The organism is Enterobacter cloacae complex sp. I2 (assembly GCF_014896205.1).
In the GTDB taxonomy this organism is placed as follows: domain Bacteria; phylum Pseudomonadota; class Gammaproteobacteria; order Enterobacterales; family Enterobacteriaceae; genus Enterobacter; species Enterobacter quasihormaechei.
Map to the genome: position 1 here is coordinate 51,446 of NZ_JADBRA010000005.1, position 17,318 is coordinate 68,763.

At 53.6% G+C, this 17,318-nt stretch carries 22 protein-coding genes and 1 other annotated feature; of the genes, 15 read left to right on the top strand and 7 right to left on the bottom strand.

Annotated elements, in window-relative coordinates:
- Positions 1-47: 47 nt before the first annotated feature.
- Both kduD and hxpB read right to left on the bottom strand, forming a co-directional pair.
- Positions 48-809 (bottom strand): 2-dehydro-3-deoxy-D-gluconate 5-dehydrogenase KduD, encoded by a 762-nt coding sequence (kduD, locus tag IM300_RS05605; RefSeq protein ID WP_193035647.1) that lies wholly within the window; start codon positions 807-809, stop codon positions 48-50.
- A gap of 129 nt (positions 810-938) precedes the next feature.
- Positions 939-1,610 carry a hexitol phosphatase HxpB gene (gene hxpB / locus IM300_RS05610; RefSeq protein ID WP_107535171.1) on the bottom strand — a complete coding sequence of 224 codons (672 nt, stop codon included), beginning with the start codon at positions 1,608-1,610 and terminating at the stop codon, positions 939-941.
- A gap of 141 nt (positions 1,611-1,751) precedes the next feature.
- Between hxpB and IM300_RS05615 the strand changes: the two genes are divergently transcribed.
- Positions 1,752-2,288 carry a YniB family protein gene (locus IM300_RS05615; RefSeq protein WP_063866463.1) on the top strand — a complete coding sequence of 179 codons (537 nt, stop codon included), beginning with the start codon at positions 1,752-1,754 and terminating at the stop codon, positions 2,286-2,288.
- Between the two features lie 34 nt (positions 2,289-2,322).
- Here IM300_RS05615 and IM300_RS05620 read toward each other — a convergent pair whose 3' ends face one another.
- From IM300_RS05620 to pfkB, 3 genes are all read right to left on the bottom strand, one after another.
- Positions 2,323-3,183 carry a fructosamine kinase family protein gene (locus IM300_RS05620; RefSeq protein ID WP_063448983.1) on the bottom strand — a complete coding sequence of 287 codons (861 nt, stop codon included), beginning with the start codon at positions 3,181-3,183 and terminating at the stop codon, positions 2,323-2,325.
- 105 nt (positions 3,184-3,288) lie between these two features.
- Positions 3,289-3,579 (bottom strand): type V toxin-antitoxin system endoribonuclease antitoxin GhoS, encoded by a 291-nt coding sequence (gene ghoS / locus IM300_RS05625; protein WP_003857822.1) that lies wholly within the window; start codon positions 3,577-3,579, stop codon positions 3,289-3,291.
- A gap of 90 nt (positions 3,580-3,669) precedes the next feature.
- Positions 3,670-4,602: a 6-phosphofructokinase II gene (gene pfkB / locus IM300_RS05630; protein ID WP_063866465.1), complete on the bottom strand. Its 933-nt coding sequence runs from the start codon at positions 4,600-4,602 to the stop codon at positions 3,670-3,672.
- 296 nt (positions 4,603-4,898) lie between these two features.
- Between pfkB and IM300_RS05635 the strand changes: the two genes are divergently transcribed.
- Both IM300_RS05635 and IM300_RS05640 read left to right on the top strand, forming a co-directional pair.
- Complete coding sequence (locus IM300_RS05635; protein ID WP_063448980.1) at positions 4,899-5,657, top strand: YdiY family protein; 759 nt, start codon at positions 4,899-4,901, stop codon at positions 5,655-5,657.
- A gap of 263 nt (positions 5,658-5,920) precedes the next feature.
- On the top strand, positions 5,921-6,154 hold the full coding sequence (locus tag IM300_RS05640) for a hypothetical protein (protein ID WP_193035649.1): 234 nt from the start codon (positions 5,921-5,923) through the stop codon (positions 6,152-6,154).
- A gap of 178 nt (positions 6,155-6,332) precedes the next feature.
- Here IM300_RS05640 and yniD read toward each other — a convergent pair whose 3' ends face one another.
- Both yniD and yncL read right to left on the bottom strand, forming a co-directional pair.
- Positions 6,333-6,440, bottom strand: a complete 108-nt coding sequence (gene yniD / locus IM300_RS05645; protein WP_003857815.1) for a small membrane protein YniD — start codon at positions 6,438-6,440, stop codon at positions 6,333-6,335.
- A gap of 98 nt (positions 6,441-6,538) precedes the next feature.
- Positions 6,539-6,631, bottom strand: coding sequence for a stress response membrane protein YncL (yncL, locus tag IM300_RS05650; protein ID WP_074160885.1), 93 nt, complete (start codon positions 6,629-6,631; stop codon positions 6,539-6,541).
- 322 nt (positions 6,632-6,953) lie between these two features.
- Here yncL and thrS point away from each other — a divergent pair, with 322 nt between their 5' ends.
- From thrS to IM300_RS05710, 12 genes are all read left to right on the top strand, one after another.
- Positions 6,954-8,882: a threonine--tRNA ligase gene (thrS, locus tag IM300_RS05655; protein WP_063448978.1), complete on the top strand. Its 1,929-nt coding sequence runs from the start codon at positions 6,954-6,956 to the stop codon at positions 8,880-8,882.
- 3 nt (positions 8,883-8,885) lie between these two features.
- Entirely contained in the window at positions 8,886-9,428 is a 543-nt protein-coding gene (gene infC / locus IM300_RS05660; RefSeq protein ID WP_059287945.1) for a translation initiation factor IF-3, read from the top strand.
- A 97-nt stretch (positions 9,429-9,525) separates the two neighbouring features.
- Positions 9,526-9,723, top strand: coding sequence for a 50S ribosomal protein L35 (rpmI, locus tag IM300_RS05665; RefSeq protein ID WP_001124225.1), 198 nt, complete (start codon positions 9,526-9,528; stop codon positions 9,721-9,723).
- Between the two features lie 50 nt (positions 9,724-9,773).
- Complete coding sequence (gene rplT, locus IM300_RS05670) at positions 9,774-10,130, top strand: 50S ribosomal protein L20 (RefSeq protein WP_000124850.1); 357 nt, start codon at positions 9,774-9,776, stop codon at positions 10,128-10,130.
- Between the two features lie 117 nt (positions 10,131-10,247).
- Positions 10,248-10,372 (top strand) — a sequence feature (Phe leader region).
- A complete protein-coding gene (pheM, locus tag IM300_RS05675) occupies positions 10,253-10,297 on the top strand; it encodes a pheST operon leader peptide PheM (RefSeq protein ID WP_001386830.1) in 45 nt (14 codons plus the stop codon). Its footprint overlaps the feature before it by 45 nt.
- Positions 10,373-10,434: 62 nt before the next feature.
- The gene (pheS, locus tag IM300_RS05680) at positions 10,435-11,418 is read left to right on the top strand and encodes a phenylalanine--tRNA ligase subunit alpha (RefSeq protein WP_003857809.1); all 984 of its coding nucleotides are present in this window, start codon (positions 10,435-10,437) and stop codon (positions 11,416-11,418) included.
- A gap of 15 nt (positions 11,419-11,433) precedes the next feature.
- Positions 11,434-13,821: a phenylalanine--tRNA ligase subunit beta gene (pheT, locus tag IM300_RS05685; protein ID WP_193035651.1), complete on the top strand. Its 2,388-nt coding sequence runs from the start codon at positions 11,434-11,436 to the stop codon at positions 13,819-13,821.
- 4 nt (positions 13,822-13,825) lie between these two features.
- Positions 13,826-14,125, top strand: coding sequence for an integration host factor subunit alpha (ihfA, locus tag IM300_RS05690; protein WP_003857805.1), 300 nt, complete (start codon positions 13,826-13,828; stop codon positions 14,123-14,125).
- Positions 14,126-14,228: 103 nt separating this feature from the next.
- Positions 14,229-15,209, top strand: coding sequence for a vitamin B12 ABC transporter permease BtuC (gene btuC, locus IM300_RS05695; protein ID WP_193035652.1), 981 nt, complete (start codon positions 14,229-14,231; stop codon positions 15,207-15,209).
- Positions 15,210-15,242: 33 nt separating this feature from the next.
- On the top strand, positions 15,243-15,794 hold the full coding sequence (locus IM300_RS05700) for a glutathione peroxidase (RefSeq protein WP_022650905.1): 552 nt from the start codon (positions 15,243-15,245) through the stop codon (positions 15,792-15,794).
- Entirely contained in the window at positions 15,794-16,549 is a 756-nt protein-coding gene (gene btuD / locus IM300_RS05705) for a vitamin B12 ABC transporter ATP-binding protein BtuD (RefSeq protein WP_107535176.1), read from the top strand. Before IM300_RS05700 ends, btuD begins: the two co-directional genes overlap by 1 nt.
- Positions 16,550-16,621: 72 nt before the next feature.
- On the top strand, positions 16,622-17,086 hold the full coding sequence (locus IM300_RS05710) for an NlpC/P60 family protein (protein WP_063448974.1): 465 nt from the start codon (positions 16,622-16,624) through the stop codon (positions 17,084-17,086).
- The last annotated feature ends 232 nt before the right edge of the window (positions 17,087-17,318 follow it).

The window sequence follows — 17,318 nt, forward strand, 5'->3', positions numbered from 1 at the left end:
AGTGTGCGAAAGAGGTGACGGTGTAACTCTTTGTCACAAACGCGCGATTAGCGCGCCAGCCAGCCGCCGTCTACGGCGAGGGTATGGCCGTTGACGTAATCAGAGGCTCCTGAGGCCAGAAACACCACCGGCCCCTGTAAATCCTCCGGCAGTCCCCAGCGTCCCGCCGGAATACGCTCGAGGATCGCCTGGCTGCGTTGCTCATCATCGCGTAGCTGTTGGGTGTTATTTGTCGCCATATAACCCGGCGCGATAGCGTTCACGTTAATGCCCAGCGGCGCCCATTCGTTTGCCAGCAGGCGGGTGAGCCCGAGGACACCGCTTTTCGAGGCCGTATAGGAGGGCACCCGAATGCCGCCCTGAAAGGAGAGCATGGAGGCAATGTTAATGATCTTCCCGCCCTGACCCTGACCGATAAACCGTTTGGCCACCGCCTGCGAGAGGAAAAAGACCGATTTCAGGTTCAGGTCGATGACTTCGTCCCAGTCTTTTTCGCTGAATTCCAGCGCATCGCACCGACGAATGGTGCCGGCATTGTTGACCAGAATATCGATGCGTTCCATCTCTTTAACAGCGGTATCCACGACGCTCTGAATGTTCTCATGCTTGCCGAGATCGGCGCGGATTGCGATAAAGCGTCGTCCCAGCGCCGTAACGCGCGCTGCCGTTTCGTCAGGAACCTTGCGGTTAACACCCACGATATCGCAACCTGCCTCGGCGAGGGCAATGGCCATGCCCTGACCCAGGCCGGTATCGCACCCGGTCACCATCGCCACTTTTCCTGCCAGAGTAAAAGCATCCAGTATCATACGCGCCTCAGAAGTCAGGTTATTGTCATTCTGCACGTAAGGATAGGAGCCTGGAATGAGAAAAGCAAATAAAGTAAAACGATGTTTTAATTTTGTGATGCAGGCAGCCGAAGCTGCCTGAAAAGAGGGTCACTCTCCGCGCAGATGGCGGACAGTCAGTTCTTCAAGAGACGTCAGCCTGACATCCGCGAGGGCAAAACGAGGATCGTGTCGGCCTTCTTCAGCAGGCACAACGATGGAGCGCATACGCGCGGCTTTGGACGCTATCATGCCGTTAACGGAATCTTCCAGCGCCACGCAGGTGAGCGGATCCAGCCCCAGTTTCGCGGCGCAGTCCATATACACCTGCGGGTGCGGCTTGCTGTAAGGCAGCTTTTCGGCCGAGGCCAGCGCGTCGAAGCTGTCGCGCAGCCCAAACATCGTCAGCACTTTTTCCAGCATATGCAGAGGTGAGGCGGAAGCCAGCCCCACTTTCAGTCCTTGCGCCTTGCACAGGGCGATAGCGTCATGGACGCCCGGTAACAGTGGCTTATATTCTTCAACCAGGGAGATAGCGCGGTTGATAATGCGCGCCGTGACTTCGTCACGATCCGGTCCAACCCATGGCTGGTGGGCATACCAAAGATCGACCACCATATCGATACGCAGCCCCAGGGTATCGGGGAGTTCGTTACGACGACTGATATCGACGCCGAGGCTGGCCATCACGTCCAGTTCAGCCCGATCCCACAGGGGTTCGGAATCAATCAGCAATCCATCCATGTCAAAAATAGCGGCAAGTATCTGGCGCGGTGTCGACATTACAACTTCTCCTTATCTTAGAGGTAAGACGAACGGTGCTAAGCACAAGCAATTTAGCATATCGCATCCAAAGATCGGGCGAAAATGACCGACAGCAGGTAGACTTAGGCACAAATAACGCGTCTTTATTAAGAGGAACTGATGACGTATCAACAAGCTGGACGCATTGCGATCTTAAAACGTATTGCTGGTTGGGTTATTTTCATTCCCGCCCTGATTTCAACGCTGATTTCCGTACTCAAATTTATGTACGATCACAGCGAAAAACAGCCGGGCATCAATGCCGTCATGCTTGATTTTGCCCACGTAATGATTGAGATGATGCGGTTTAATACCCCGTTCCTGAACGTGTTCTGGTTTAACTCGCCCACGCCGGATTTTCACCACCAGCTTAACGTTGGCTTCTGGATAATCTATGCGCTGATCTTTATCGCAATGGCGTTGCAGGCCTCCGGCGCACGCATGAGTCGCCAGACCCGCTTTTTACGTGAAGGGGTTGAAGACCAGATGATCCTTGAGAAGGCCAAAGGTCCTGAGGGAATGACCCGCGAGCAGATCGAATCGCGCATTGTCGTTCCGCGCCATACCATCTTTGTGCAGTTTTTCCCGCTCTACGTTCTGCCGGTCATTATCATTGTGGCCGGGTATTTCTTCTTTACGCTGCTCGGCTTCCTGTAAATGCTGAAGGGGGCGTGTTGCGCCCCCCCTTGCGTTATGCCGCCAGAATGCGGTCCAGCGCACGCTGGGCATTAACCAGATGGTTTCCGCCAAACAGGATGGCCCGGTTGAGCAGGGTGTATAGCTGATACACCGGCTGGCGTTCGAGAAAGTCAGGTGGCAGAGGCGAGACCGACTGGTAGCCATCATAAATTTGTGGCGGCTGTTCAGGGTGCAGCGGCAGCATCGCGAGGTCGCACTCTCTGTCGCCCCAGTAGCAGGCCGGATCAAATATATAAGGGCCATCAGGCCCAAGCGCACAGTTATCCGACCATAAATCCCCGTGCAACAGTGAAGCCTGAGGCTGATGCGAGGCCAGGCGCTGCTGGACGTGTTCAACAATCGCATCGATGTTGCCGAACGCCAGCCCCTTTTCAGCGGCCAGCTCCAGCTGCCAGCCGATTCGCTGCTCGGCGAAAAATGTCGACCAGCGACGCTGCCACGCGTTTGGCTGCGGCGTGGTGGAGAGGTCGTTGTCAAAATCGAGCCCGAACTGAGGCTGATCGCTCCACTGATGCAGGCGGGCAATCTGTTGACCAAGGATAAAGGCGTTGTGGGCATCCAGAGGGCGCGCGGGGAGATAGTTCATCACCAGAAAGCTGTAGTCGCGATCGCTGCCGACGGCTAAAACCTGCGGAACGGTGACGGTTTTACTGCGCGATAACAGTTCAAGCTGATCGGCTTCGGCAGTAAAAATGGGCAGCAATTCGCGTTCATCACATTTCACGAAAAGATCGCGCCCGGCGTAGCGTAAATGCCATGCGGCATGGATCTCTCCGCCTGGCAGTTCGTTACGCAGTTCAATTTCACCTTCACCCAGCTGCTCACTTAAAAGATGACTGATAGCCTGCCACATGATGTCTCTCCCATGTTGTCTGCCAGATCATAAAGTTAGCGCAAAACGGCAATAAAAAAACAGGAACTAACGCACAACTGAGCGGTTTAATTTTATACAGGGCACTTATTGCTCTTTTTTGTGCCAGTTTTCCCAGCTATCCACGTCAATTTCTGTCGCTTTGTCAGTCACGCTTTCCACCAGGCTGCTGGCCAGCGCCTTGACCTCTTCCTGACTTAGCGGGCTAATCAGGCCAAAAGCCAGCGAGCCGAGGTCGTGGATATTGCCTTCGTCGTCGGTCAGCGTGAGCAGAAAATTTGCCCGCGTGAAAGCGTTGTTAAGTTCATTCAGCTCGGTCAGCGACGCCTCATGAATATTGACGGTTACGACGTAGCGGGTGATATCACCACTGCTCATAATGCACCTCGTTGTTATCCTGAAAGTTTTCTTAGCATAGTCGATAAGCGCCATTTAGCGACTTCCCCCTCCACAGGAGGGGGAAGTCGTTCAGCTTTTCGCCAGGTAATCGACAATTTTTTGGGTATCCGCAAGCGAGCATAGCCGCGTTCCCTGATTGATGGTGGCCGCACTCCCTGCCGCGACGCCATAACGTGCCATCTCCAGAAGCGAAGCGCCCTGCGCCAGCTTCAGCACCATCGCGCCAACCATACTGTCACCTGCACCTACGGTGCTCTGGCTCTTCATCGGTGGTGGAACGACCTGCACACAGCCCGTCTTGTCGACGGCCAGCGCACCCTGAGGACCGAGAGAGACCACCACGCGATGCGCTTTGCCCGTACGTACCAGCTCTTCTGCGGCAGTACGCACGTCATCGGGCTGGTTGAGCTCGCGATTGACAAGCGCACTCAGCTCTTTCTGGTTAGGTTTCACGAGTTCAAGTTGCCCGGGTTCTAACGCTGCCTTCAGGGCTTCGCCTGAGCTATCAACAATGCAGCGGATGCCGCGCTGGAGCACCGCCTGAACCAGCGCCGTCAGCTTTTCTGTTTCAATGCCCGGCGGCAGGCTACCGCTGATGACCAGCAATGAGCCGCTTTCAATGGTCAGCACTTTCTCTTCCAGTTGACGAAACTCATCATCGCTCAGCTTTGCCCCCGGCATCACAAAACGATACTGTTCGCCGCTCGATTCAACATGAACGTGCAGGTTCTGCCGGGTCCAGTCTCTGGCGTCTACCGTGTCTACCGCAACCTGTTCATCTGCCAGCAACGCAACCAGATGTTCGCCCGTGGCGCCGCCAGCAGGGAAGATGGCGGTTGCTTTTCCGCCGAGGTGGGTAATGGCGCGCGCCACGTTAATACCACCGCCGCCGGGTTCAAACACCGGCGCGCTACAGCGTAGCTTACCTTCCGGGTAAATTTGCGGCGTCATGGTCGCGGAGTCGAGGGAAGGGGAGAGCGTCAGCGTGTAAATCGAAGCCATCATGACCTCCTTTTAGCATGGGTTCTTTTAAGCCTGGCACCGTTTGGCAGGAAGGCAACGTAAATAACAGTATGATTTTAAAAATGAATGCTGACAAATAACCTTCGCAGGACATATAAAATAAAACGCGTTTTGGGATCGTTCTTATTCAAAAAATGAAAGAAGAAATTATTGCTATGTTATTTGCGGCTTTTTATAATTTGTTACCTTTCTATGGTCGCCTTGTCATTGATCCGCAAGAAAGTTTCCGAGACCGTGACGGTCTCTTTTTATGTTGTACGGACTCCTTAAATATAATGAAGCTTTTGAAGACAGTACCCGCAGCACTGATGCTGGCGGGTGGCGTATTTGCGTCACTGAACGCAACCGCCGATGATACCGTTTTTACTGTCATGGACGACCCCTCCACTGCCAAAAAACCCTTTGAAGGTAACCTGAATGCCGGGTATCTGGCGCAATCCGGTAACACGAAAAGCTCCTCCCTGACCGCAGACAGCACCCTGACCTGGTACGGCAATACCACGGCCTGGTCGCTGTGGGGAAATGCCAGCAACACGTCTGCTAACGATGAACGCTCCTCGGAGAAATATGCGGTAGGCGGACGTAGCCGTTACAACATGACCGATTATGACTACCTGTTCGGGCAGGCGAGCTGGCTGACAGACCGCTTCAACGGCTATCGCCAGCGCGATGTCGTGACGGCGGGTTATGGTCGTCAGTTCCTGAATGGGCCGGTACACAGCCTCCGTTTTGAATTCGGTCCGGGTGTGCGTTACGACGAGTACACCAACGGCGAAGATGAAACCCAGCCGCTGGGTTATGCATCGGGCACCTACGCATGGCAGATGACCGACAACGCTAAATTCACCCAGGGCGTGTCGGTGTTTGGTGCAGAAGATACTACCCTGAACTCTGAAAGCGCGTTGAACGTGGCCATCAACGAACACTTTGGACTCAAGGTGGCGTACAACGTAACCTGGAACTCATCCCCCCCTGATTCTGCGCCGGAACATACCGATCGCAGAACCACGATTTCTTTAGGTTATAAAATGTAATTCCGTCGGGCTGAGATTCTTCTCGGCCCGTTTTTTATTTTTTGAAACTGTGCTTAATTATATTAAATGGCGTTTTAAAAATAACAGAATGCGTCCTCTTCATAATTTCTCCATAATTAGGCGTGCACGGCTTATTCAGTTTATTTGACACGAATTGATAAATATTTTGACTAGGAAAAAGTGTGATCCAGATCTACACTTACGCCACAGGCAAAAGATCGCCTCAGGCTTTTTCTGCATTAATTTAGTATGAGAATAAAATTATGAAAACAATCAAAACTGCTACAGCAGCGATGGTGCTTTCCGCACTTTCATTTGGCGTCTTTGCTGCTGATAATATAACGCAACCTGCCAGTGACGCTAACAGCCAAATCGGAATCACCAACGCCTCTGATGTTGAAGCGGGCTCTAACATTGCCCCTGGCTCCCAGTCTACCGGCCAGTCAATGAACGATGCGTTTGATGTTCATAAGCTGGTAGCGGGTGAGTGGTCCTGATAAATTAACTTCCACGTTGTGATGCAATATAAACGCTATGACAACCTATCGAAAACCGGATAATGATGTACCGGTTTTTCACAATCCGGTGGCGTAAAGAGAGTTAAAGATTATTCAATAAATTAACGGCACGTTTACGCTGACCTCAGCACAAATGACTTCCCTTTCTGACAATACATTAACCCCAAATCATTGCAGCCCAGCGCAGCAGCAACATCGCGCCGCAAATAGCAATTAATACTACGACCATTTTCCAGTGCTTAACGGCAAATCTTTTTGTTGGCATAACCTAATCCTTGTCAGTTGATACCCTTAGTGTACCAAAGTCTGCGCCAGAAAGCGCTTTACCCGGGACAACAGGTTATGCCAGAACACCGGTTCGGCTCAAAACCACTGGAATCTGTTGGCCAGAATCAAAACCAGGCCAGCCGCGGAAAGTAGATTCAATATCACAACGGTTCTGCTGGATACGTTCACGTGATACCCCTTCGATGTTTAAGGACCAGATCAAGAATAGCTCAGCACTTTTGGATTGCGAGCCTCCGTCAGCAAAAGTTCATGAACGCATACAAAAGGATGAGCGGTTCAAAACGGTCGCAGAGGATGCATTCGCCCTTTCAATAGTGTTACCATTAGGCTGCTTGCCGTATATTCGCCTTTGTCTGATTTCGGCTGGCAGAGGATGACGAACCAATTTGACGATTGTTGGTCAGATGGTTCCTAATCTACTGTTTAATCACGATTATTTTCTTTGTATATGCTCTTATGTGTGGGGCATCACTGCAAATAAGGATATAAAATGCCTGTAATTACTCTTCCTGATGGCAGCCAACGCCATTTCGACCACGCTGTAAGCCCAATGGATGTAGCCCTGGACATCGGTCCTGGACTCGCAAAAGCAACCATTGCAGGCCGCGTAAACGGTGAGCTGGTAGATGCGTCTGATGTTATTGAAAACGATGCGACGCTCTCAATCATCACCGCGAAAGACGAAGAAGGTCTGGAGATCATTCGTCACTCCTGCGCGCACCTGTTAGGTCATGCTATCAAGCAGCTGTGGCCAAACACCAAAATGGCGATCGGCCCGGTTATCGACAACGGTTTCTACTACGACGTTGATCTTGACCACACCCTGACCCAGGAAGATATCGACGCGCTCGAAAAACGTATGCACGAGCTCGCCGAAACTAACTATGACGTCATCAAGAAGAAAGTCAGCTGGCACGAAGCGCGTGAAACCTTCGTGAAGCGCGGCGAGAGCTATAAAGTCTCGATTCTTGACGAAAACATTTCGCATGATGACAAGCCTGGCTTGTACCATCACGAAGAATACGTCGACATGTGCCGTGGACCGCACGTGCCGAATATGCGCTTCTGTCATCACTTTAAGCTGATGAAAATCGCAGGCGCCTACTGGCGTGGCGACAGCAACAACAAGATGTTGCAGCGCATCTATGGTACCGCGTGGGCCGATAAAAAAGCCCTGAACGCGTACCTGCAACGCCTGGAAGAGGCGGCTAAACGTGACCACCGTAAAATCGGTAAGCAGCTTGACCTGTATCATATGCAGGAAGAAGCGCCGGGGATGGTGTTCTGGCATAACGACGGCTGGACTATCTTCCGTGAACTGGAAACGTTCGTACGCTCCAAGCTGAAAGAGTACCAGTATCAGGAAGTGAAAGGCCCGTTCATGATGGACCGTGTGCTGTGGGAAAAAACCGGCCACTGGGACAACTATAAAGATGCGATGTTCACCACCTCGTCTGAGAACCGTGAATACTGCATCAAGCCAATGAACTGCCCGGGCCACGTTCAGATCTTTAACCAGGGTCTGAAATCCTACCGCGATCTGCCGCTGCGTATGGCCGAGTTCGGTAGCTGCCACCGTAACGAACCATCAGGTGCGCTGCACGGTCTGATGCGCGTTCGTGGCTTTACTCAGGATGATGCGCATATCTTCTGTACTGAAGATCAGGTACGTGATGAAGTTAACGCCTGTATTCGTATGGTCTACGATATGTACAGCACCTTTGGCTTCGAGAAGATCGTGGTCAAACTCTCAACGCGTCCGGAAAAACGTATCGGCAGCGATGAGACATGGGATCGCGCAGAAGCGGATCTCGCCGTGGCGCTGGAAGAGAATGGAATTCCATTCGAATACCAGCTGGGCGAGGGCGCATTCTACGGTCCGAAAATTGAATTTACCCTGTATGACTGCCTCGATCGCGCATGGCAGTGCGGAACGGTACAGCTGGACTTCTCCCTGCCGCAGCGTTTAAGCGCCTCTTATGTTGGCGAAGACAACGAGCGTCAGGTGCCGGTCATGATTCACCGTGCTATTCTCGGTTCACTGGAGCGCTTCATCGGCATCCTGACCGAAGAGTTCGCGGGCTTCTTCCCAACCTGGCTTGCGCCAGTGCAGGTGGTAGTGATGAACATTACCGATTCTCAGGCGGATTACGTTAAAGAATTGACGCAGAAACTACAAAATGCGGGCATTCGCGTAAAAGCAGACTTGAGAAATGAGAAGATTGGCTTTAAAATCCGCGAGCACACTTTACGTCGTGTCCCGTATATGTTGGTCTGTGGTGATAAAGAGGTGGAAGCAGGCAAAGTTGCCGTTCGCACCCGCCGTGGTAAAGACCTGGGGAGCCTGGACGTAAGTGAAGTGATTGAGAAGCTGCAACAAGAGATTCGCAGCCGCAGTCTTCAACAACTGGAGGAATAAGGTATTAAAGGCGGAAAACGAGTTCAAACGGCACGTCCGAATCGTATCAATGGCGAGATTCGCGCCCAGGAAGTTCGCTTAACAGGTCTGGAAGGCGAGCAGCTGGGGATTGTGAGTCTGAGAGAAGCGATCGAAAAGGCTGAAGAAGCTGGAGTAGATTTAGTTGAAATCAGCCCTAACGCCGAACCGCCAGTTTGTCGTATCATGGACTACGGCAAGTTCCTTTATGAAAAGAGTAAGTCTTCTAAGGAACAGAAGAAGAAGCAAAAAGTTATCCAGGTTAAGGAAATTAAATTCCGTCCTGGTACCGACGATGGCGATTATCAGGTAAAACTCCGCAGCCTGATTCGCTTTCTGGAAGATGGCGATAAGGCCAAGATCACGCTGCGTTTCCGCGGTCGTGAGATGGCCCACCAACAGATTGGTATGGAAGTGCTTAACCGCGTCCGTGAAGATCTGAGTGAACTGGCAGTAGTCGAATCCTTCCCTACGAAGATCGAAGGCCGCCAGATGATCATGGTGCTCGCTCCTAAGAAGAAACAGTAAGGCCTTCAAGCAGCAGAATCTGTGGAGCCTTCGGGCCCCATAGGTTTTGTTCGCCTATGTTTCGTTTATTTAACAATGCGAAGTGGAAGTTATTAAAATGCCAAAAATTAAGACCGTACGCGGTGCTGCTAAGCGCTTCAAAAAAACCGGTAAAGGTGGTTTTAAGCACAAGCACGCTAACCTGCGTCACATTCTGACTAAGAAAGCTACCAAGCGTAAACGTCACCTGCGTCCAAAAGCCATGGTTTCTAAAGGCGATCTGGGCCTGGTCATCGCGTGCCTGCCGTACGCATAAGTCGTTAACGTTTAACTTTTTTAACTTAGAATAGATACAGGAGAGCACACATGGCTCGCGTAAAACGTGGTGTAATTGCACGTGCACGTCACAAGAAAATTTTGAAACAAGCTAAAGGCTACTACGGTGCGCGTTCACGCGTATACCGCGTTGCCTTCCAGGCTGTTATCAAAGCAGGTCAGTACGCTTACCGTGACCGTCGTCAGCGTAAGCGTCAGTTCCGTCAACTGTGGATTGCGCGTATCAACGCAGCAGCACGTCAGAACGGTATTTCTTACAGCAAATTCATCAACGGCCTGAAAAAAGCCTCTGTTGAAATCGACCGTAAGATTCTGGCTGACATCGCAGTATTCGACAAAGTAGCGTTCACCGCTCTGGTCGAAAAAGCGAAAGCAGCACTGGCATAAGCCAGTTGAAAGAGGAGGCTTTGCCTCCTCTTTTCATTCAACACCATCAGAAGATTGACATTTATCCGTGCAGGCTTTTCAATAAGGTCTTAACGGTTTTTACCCTACAAGGTAACGCAAGCATGAATGCTGCTATTTTCCGCTTCTTCTTTTACTTTAGCACCTGACATCAGGAGGCTAGCGCGTGAAAGATGAAACGAAAAACAGCGCCAGATAAGCCTCCCGATGGAGGCTTTTTTTGTGCCTGAATTTGAGAGAATACGTCCAACAATTCGGTGTCTGCACCGACATAATGAGGAAAACCATGTCACATCTCGCAGAGCTGGTTGCCAGTGCAACGGCCGCCATTAACCAGGCCTCAGATGTTGCCGCGTTAGACAATGTCCGCGTCGAATATCTGGGCAAGAAAGGGCATTTGACCCTTCAGATGACTACCCTGCGTGAACTGCCAGCAGAGGAACGCCCGGCAGCAGGTGCAGTGATTAACGAAGCCAAAGAGCAGGTACAGCAGGCGCTGAACGCCCGTAAAGCCGAGCTGGAAAGCGCCGTACTGAATGCGCGTCTGGCAGCAGAAACCATCGACGTTTCTCTGCCGGGGCGTCGTATTGAAAACGGCGGCCTGCATCCGGTGACCCGCACCATCGATCGTATTGAAAGTTTCTTCGGTGAGCTCGGCTTTACCGTGGCGACTGGCCCGGAAATCGAAGATGATTACCACAACTTCGATGCCCTGAATATTCCTGGCCATCATCCGGCACGTGCTGACCACGACACTTTCTGGTTCGACGCCACCCGTCTGCTGCGTACCCAGACCTCCGGCGTTCAGATCCGCACCATGAAGGAACAGGAACCGCCTATCCGCATCATCGCGCCGGGCCGCGTATACCGTAACGACTACGATCAGACGCACACCCCAATGTTCCACCAGATGGAAGGCCTGATTGTTGATAAAAACATCAGCTTTACCAACCTGAAAGGCACGCTGCACGATTTCCTGAACAACTTCTTTGAGGAAGATTTGCAGGTTCGCTTCCGTCCGTCCTACTTCCCGTTCACCGAACCGTCTGCGGAAGTGGACGTGATGGGTAAAAACGGCAAATGGCTGGAAGTGCTGGGCTGCGGCATGGTGCATCCAAACGTGCTGCGCAACGTGGGTATCGATCCGGAAGTGTATTCCGGCTTTGCGTTCGGTATGGGCATGGAGCGTCTGACCATGCTGCGCTACGGCGTAACCGATTTACGTGCGTTCTTCGAAAACGATCTGCGTTTCCTCAAACAGTTTAAATAAGGGCAGGACAGAACAATGAAATTCAGTGAACTGTGGTTACGCGAATGGGTTAACACCACGCTGGACAGCGAAGCGCTTTCCAACCAGATCACCATGGCGGGCCTGGAAGTTGATGGCGTGGAGCCCGTATCTGGCGCTTTCACCGGCGTAGTAGTAGGTGAAGTGGTGGAGTGCGGCCAGCATCCTAACGCCGACAAACTGCGCGTAACAAAAGTGAACGTGGGCGGTGACCGTCTGCTGGATATCGTCTGCGGCGCACCAAACTGCCGTCAGGGGCTGAAGGTGGCCGTGGCGACCGTGGGCGCGGTACTGCCGGGCGATTTCAAAATCAAAGCCGCTAAACTGCGCGGTGAGCCGTCTGAAGGCATGCTGTGCTCCTTCTCCGAGCTGGGGATTTCCGACGATCACAACGGTATCATCGAGCTGCCGCTGGATGCGCCGATTGGCACTGACATCCGCGAATACCTGAAGCTTGATGATAACACCATCGAAATCAGCGTGACGCCTAACCGTGCCGACTGCCTGGGCATCATCGGCGTGGCCCGCGACGTGGCCGTACTGAACCAGACCGAACTCAACGCGCCGGAGATTGTGCCAGTTGAAGCGACCATCAGTGACGTGCTGCCAATTCAGGTTGACGCTGCTGATGCCTGTCCGCGCTACCTGGGCCGCGTGGTGAAAGGCATTAACGTTAAAGCGCCAACCCCACTGTGGATGAAAGAGAAACTGCGTCGCTGCGGTATCCGTTCTATCGACGCGGTGGTTGACGTTACTAACTACGTTCTGCTGGAGCTGGGCCAGCCAATGCACGCGTTCGATAAAGATCGTATCGAAGGCGGTATTGTGGTGCGCATGGCGAAAGAGGGCGAAACCCTGGTGCTGCTGGACGGCAGCGAAGCGAAGCTGAACGCCGACACCCTGGTGATTGCTGACCACAGCAAAGCGCTGGCAATGGGCGGTATCTTCGGCGGCGAGCACTCTGGCGTCAATGACGAGACGCAAAACGTCTTGCTGGAATGCGCGTTCTTCAGCCCACTCTCCATTACTGGCCGCGCGCGTCGTCATGGCCTGCACACCGACGCCTCTCACCGCTACGAGCGCGGCGTTGATCCGGCGCTGCAGTACAAAGCGATGGAGCGTGCAACCCGCCTGCTGATCGACATCTGCGGCGGCGAAGCGGGCCCGGTTATCGACGTCACCAACGAAGCGACCCTGCCGAAGCGTGCGACCATTACCCTGCGCCGCAGCAAGCTGGATCGCCTGATTGGTCACCACGTTGCCGACGCGCAGGTGACCGACATCCTGACGCGCCTGGGCTGCGAAGTGACCGAAGGTCAGGACGAGTGGAAGGCCGTTGCGCCATCCTGGCGTTTCGACATGGAAATTGAAGAAGATCTGGTGGAAGAAGTGGCCCGTGTTTACGGCTACAACAACATCCCTGACGAGCCTGTGCAGGCGGGTCTGGTGATGGGTACCCACCGTGAAGCCGACCTGTCCCTGAAGCGTGTGAAAACCATGCTGAACGACAAAGGCTATCAGGAAGTGATCACCTACAGCTTCGTTGATCCTAAGCTGCAGCAGCTGATCCACCCGGGTCAGGAAGCGCTGATCCTGCCAAGCCCAATCTCCAGCGAAATGTCCGCGATGCGTCTGTCCCTGTGGACGGGCCTGCTGGGGACTATCGTTTACAACCAGAACCGCCAGCAAAACCGCGTGCGCATTTTCGAAAGCGGTTTGCGCTTTGTGCCGGATAATCAGGCAAATTTAGGCATCCGTCAGGATCTCATGCTGGCTGGTGCCATCAGCGGTAACCGCTACGAAGAGCACTGGGACCTGGCAAAAGGCACGGTTGATTTCTACGATATGAAGGGCGATCTGGAAGCGATTCTGGATCTGACCGGTAAATTATCTGAAATTGAATTCCGCGCGGAAGCGATTCCTGCGCTCCATCCGGGCCAGAGCGCGGCGATTTATTTAGACGGCAAACGCGTTGGTTTCATTGGCGTTGTCCACCCGGAGCTGGAGCGTAAGCTGGACCTGAACGGCCGTACCATCGTGTTCGAGCTGGAGTGGAGCCCGGTTGCAGACCGCGTCATTCCTCAGGCGCAGGACGTCTCCCGCTTCCCGGCGAACCGCCGTGATATCGCGGTTGTGGTCGCTGAAAACGTGCCCGCAGCAGATATTTTGGCCGAATGTAAGAAAGTTGGCGTAAATCAGGTAGTTGGCGTAAACTTATTTGACGTGTACCGCGGCAAGGGCGTAGCAGAAGGTTTCAAGAGCCTCGCTATCAGCCTTATCCTTCAGGATACCAGCCGTACACTCGAAGAAGAGGAGATTGCCGCTACCGTCGCCAAATGTGTAGAGGCATTAAAAGAGCGATTCCAGGCATCATTGAGGGATTGAACCTATGGCGCTTACAAAAGCTGAAATGTCAGAATATCTGTTTGATAAGCTTGGGCTTAGCAAACGGGATGCCAAAGAGCTGGTAGAGCTGTTTTTCGAAGAGATCCGTCGTGCTCTGGAAAATGGTGAGCAGGTAAAACTCTCCGGTTTTGGCAATTTTGATTTGCGAGACAAAAACCAACGTCCGGGCCGTAACCCGAAGACGGGGGAAGATATTCCCATTACAGCCCGCCGCGTGGTGACCTTCAGACCCGGCCAGAAGTTAAAGAGCCGCGTCGAAAACGCAACGCCTAAAGCAGAGTAATATGAACTAACCAAAAAGGCCGCCCACGCGGCCTTTTTTCTTTGCGCTATTTGCCAAACCCGCCGTAAAATCAATGATATCTCAACCGGATAACCTATCGTCTATGCTTGATCTTGCCCGTCGCCAGCACCGCTCCGATCTCCGCCGCCTGTGTCTGCTCGGGGTGCTGTTGCTTGTCGCCACCACGGTCAGCCTGTGTGCGGGCGATCGGTGGCTGGGGCCGGCAAGCTGGTTTACGCCTGAGGGACAGATCTTTGTCTGGCAGATCCGCCTGCCGCGGACGCTGGCGGTCCTTTTAGTCGGCGCTGCCCTGGCGCTGTGCGGCACGATCATGCAGGCACTGTTTGAAAACCCGCTGGCGGAACCCGGGCTTCTGGGAGTGTCGAATGGCGCAGGCGTTGGGCTAATCGCCGCCGTGATGCTGGGAGGAGGCGAGCTCTCCGCCTGGGGGATTAGCCTCAGCGCCATTCTTGGCGCGCTGTTGATAACCCTCATCCTGCTGCGCTTTGCCCGACGCCACTTATCCACCAGCCGGCTGCTGCTTGCCGGGGTGGCGTTAGGGATCATCTGTAGTGCGTTGATGACCTGGGCCGTCTACTTCTCCACCTCTTTTGATCTGCGCCAGCTGATGTACTGGATGATGGGGGGATTTGGGGGCGTTGACTGGCGTCAGGGGTGGCTGATGCTGCTCCTGCTCCCGGTCATTCTGTGGACGGCATTCCAGGCGCAGCCGCTGAATATGCTCGCGCTGGGTGAAACGTCTGCTCGTCAGCTTGGAATGCCGATTGGGTTCTGGCGCAACGTGCTGGTTATCGCCATCGGCTGGATGGTGGGCGTAAGCGTGGCGCTGGCGGGCGCGATTGGCTTTATTGGGCTGGTGATCCCGCATATGCTGCGTCTGTGCGGCATTACGGACCATCGAACCCTGCTCCCGGCCACGGCGATTGCCGGGGCGGCAACGCTGCTGATTGCCGATATCATCGCCCGGCTCGCTCTGACCGCCGCAGAGCTGCCCATTGGCGTGGTGACCGCGACGCTGGGCGCGCCGGTCTTTATCTGGCTATTATTGAAAGCTGGACGTTAACACACTACCCGTAAGTCAACCTGAGGGAATGCTATGCAGTCTGATATTCTGAATACCGAAGTGACCACCATTGACGGCGAGAAAACCACGCTGGAAGGCTACAAGGGCAAGGTGCTGCTCATCGTGAACGTGGCGTCGAAATGCGGCCTGACGCCGCAGTATGAACAGCTGGAAAATATTCATAAAGCCTGGGAAAAAGACGGCTTTACCGTGCTCGGCTTCCCGTGCAACCAGTTCCTGGGGCAGGAGCCGGGCAGCGAAGAGGAGATTAAGACCTTTTGCAGCACGACCTATGGCGTGACGTTCCCGATGTTCAGCAAAATTGATGTAAACGGGGAAAATCGTCATCCGCTGTATGCCAAACTGGTGGCCGCGGCGCCGACAGCGGTTGCGCCTGAAGAGAGTGGTTTCTACGAGCGCATGGCAAGCAAAGGCCGGGCGCCGCTCTATCCGGACGATATTCTGTGGAACTTCGAAAAATTCCTGATTGGCCGTGACGGTCAGGTCGTACAGCGTTTTTCCCCGGACATGACGCCTGAAGATCCTATCGTGATGGAATCTATCAAGCTGGCGCTGGCGAAATAATGTCGCTGCTGATGCAGCTCACAGACGTTGCCGGGAAGGGACGTCTTGAGCCTGTAACCGCCACCGTCAATGCAGGGGAAATACTTCACCTGGTTGGGCCAAACGGTGCCGGGAAGAGCACGCTGCTGGCGCGCATGGCGGGGCTGACCGCCGGGGAAGGGGAGATTACCTTTCTAGGGCAATCTCTTGACGAATGGCTACCCGCTACGCTCGCCTCCCGTCGAAGCTATCTGGTTCAGCAGCAGGTGCCGCCCTTTGCGATGCCGGTCTGGCACTACCTGACGCTGCACCTGCCTGATAAAAATCAGGTGGCATTGCTCCACGACGTTGCCGCGGCGCTCGGGTTAGACGATAAGCTTACCCGACAGGCCAGCCAGCTTTCCGGCGGCGAGTGGCAGCGCGTGCGTCTGGCCGCCGTCATTCTTCAGATCCATCCGTCCGGAAATCCTCACGGGCGGTTGCTGCTGCTGGACGAGCCAATGAGCGGGCTGGACGTTGCCCAGCAGGCCGCGCTGGATGCCCTGCTCAGCGCGCTCTGCCGCAAGGGCATTACCATTGTGATGAGCAGTCATGATTTAAACCATACGTTGCGCCACGCCCATCGGGTGTGGTTGCTGGCCCGTGGCAAGCTGATTGCCAGCGGACCGCGCGACAGCGTGCTGACGGCCTCCAATCTTGCGAGTGCTTACCACATGTCGTTCCGGAGGCTGGATATTGAAGGCCACAAGATGCTCATCTCCACGGCGCAGGAATAACCTTTCTTGCACAGCCGCATAGATGCACGCTAAATTACCGAAAGAACAAAAAAAGCAGAGGATTCGTCTGAAATGCGATTCTGGTTTCTCCTTGTTGCGGCGCTCTTTCTTGCAGGATGCAGTAGCCATCGTGCACCTCCGCCCAACCCACGGCTTTCCGATTCCATTACGGTCATTGCCAGCCTGAACGATCAGCTCAGCAACTGGCGCGGCACCCCCTATCGCTACGGTGGCATGAGCCGGGGCGGGGTGGATTGCTCGGGATTCGTGCTGATGACCTTCCGCGATAAATTTGACCTACAGCTTCCGCGTGAAACACGTATGCAGGCGGAGATCGGCACTGAGATTGATAAAGACGAGCTCCTGCCCGGCGACTTGGTCTTTTTCAAAACAGGCTCCGGTGAAAGCGGCCTTCATGTCGGTATTTATGACACCGATAATCAGTTCATTCATGCCTCGACCAGCCGTGGCGTGATGCGCTCCTCTCTCGATAATGTTTACTGGCGTAAAAACTTCTGGCAGGCCAGACGTATTTAACCGATGCATAAAGATGCAGTGCGGGGAGCCTGGCGGTGAATATAGCCGTCAGGCTTTTCTTACGGGTTGATTAAAGTTAAATTTTTGCCCAATTATTTATGTCGGCATGTGCCTGTTTTATCTAAAACTGGCTATTATTCAATAACCAGGATAAAATTATTAAAGATTCAGGGAAAAATCTGAAAATTAATACGGAAAGAATGAAATTAAACTTATTAAAATCAAGACAGTG

What these genes read in the sequence shown, in the direction of transcription:
- kduD (WP_193035647.1), bottom strand. Translation starts at nt 809, where the DNA reads ATGATACTGGATGCTTTTACTCTGGCAGGAAAAGTGGCGATGGTGACC.
- hxpB (WP_107535171.1), bottom strand. Translation starts at nt 1,610, where the DNA reads ATGTCGACACCGCGCCAGATACTTGCCGCTATTTTTGACATGGATGGA.
- IM300_RS05615 (WP_063866463.1), top strand. Translation starts at nt 1,752, where the DNA reads ATGACGTATCAACAAGCTGGACGCATTGCGATCTTAAAACGTATTGCT.
- IM300_RS05620 (WP_063448983.1), bottom strand. Translation starts at nt 3,183, where the DNA reads ATGTGGCAGGCTATCAGTCATCTTTTAAGTGAGCAGCTGGGTGAAGGT.
- ghoS (WP_003857822.1), bottom strand. Translation starts at nt 3,579, where the DNA reads ATGAGCAGTGGTGATATCACCCGCTACGTCGTAACCGTCAATATTCAT.
- pfkB (WP_063866465.1), bottom strand. Translation starts at nt 4,602, where the DNA reads ATGGCTTCGATTTACACGCTGACGCTCTCCCCTTCCCTCGACTCCGCG.
- IM300_RS05635 (WP_063448980.1), top strand. Translation starts at nt 4,899, where the DNA reads ATGAAGCTTTTGAAGACAGTACCCGCAGCACTGATGCTGGCGGGTGGC.
- IM300_RS05640 (WP_193035649.1), top strand. Translation starts at nt 5,921, where the DNA reads ATGAAAACAATCAAAACTGCTACAGCAGCGATGGTGCTTTCCGCACTT.
- yniD (WP_003857815.1), bottom strand. Translation starts at nt 6,440, where the DNA reads ATGCCAACAAAAAGATTTGCCGTTAAGCACTGGAAAATGGTCGTAGTA.
- thrS (WP_063448978.1), top strand. Translation starts at nt 6,954, where the DNA reads ATGCCTGTAATTACTCTTCCTGATGGCAGCCAACGCCATTTCGACCAC.
- rpmI (WP_001124225.1), top strand. Translation starts at nt 9,526, where the DNA reads ATGCCAAAAATTAAGACCGTACGCGGTGCTGCTAAGCGCTTCAAAAAA.
- rplT (WP_000124850.1), top strand. Translation starts at nt 9,774, where the DNA reads ATGGCTCGCGTAAAACGTGGTGTAATTGCACGTGCACGTCACAAGAAA.
- pheS (WP_003857809.1), top strand. Translation starts at nt 10,435, where the DNA reads ATGTCACATCTCGCAGAGCTGGTTGCCAGTGCAACGGCCGCCATTAAC.
- pheT (WP_193035651.1), top strand. Translation starts at nt 11,434, where the DNA reads ATGAAATTCAGTGAACTGTGGTTACGCGAATGGGTTAACACCACGCTG.
- ihfA (WP_003857805.1), top strand. Translation starts at nt 13,826, where the DNA reads ATGGCGCTTACAAAAGCTGAAATGTCAGAATATCTGTTTGATAAGCTT.
- btuC (WP_193035652.1), top strand. Translation starts at nt 14,229, where the DNA reads ATGCTTGATCTTGCCCGTCGCCAGCACCGCTCCGATCTCCGCCGCCTG.
- IM300_RS05700 (WP_022650905.1), top strand. Translation starts at nt 15,243, where the DNA reads ATGCAGTCTGATATTCTGAATACCGAAGTGACCACCATTGACGGCGAG.
- btuD (WP_107535176.1), top strand. Translation starts at nt 15,794, where the DNA reads ATGTCGCTGCTGATGCAGCTCACAGACGTTGCCGGGAAGGGACGTCTT.
- IM300_RS05710 (WP_063448974.1), top strand. Translation starts at nt 16,622, where the DNA reads ATGCGATTCTGGTTTCTCCTTGTTGCGGCGCTCTTTCTTGCAGGATGC.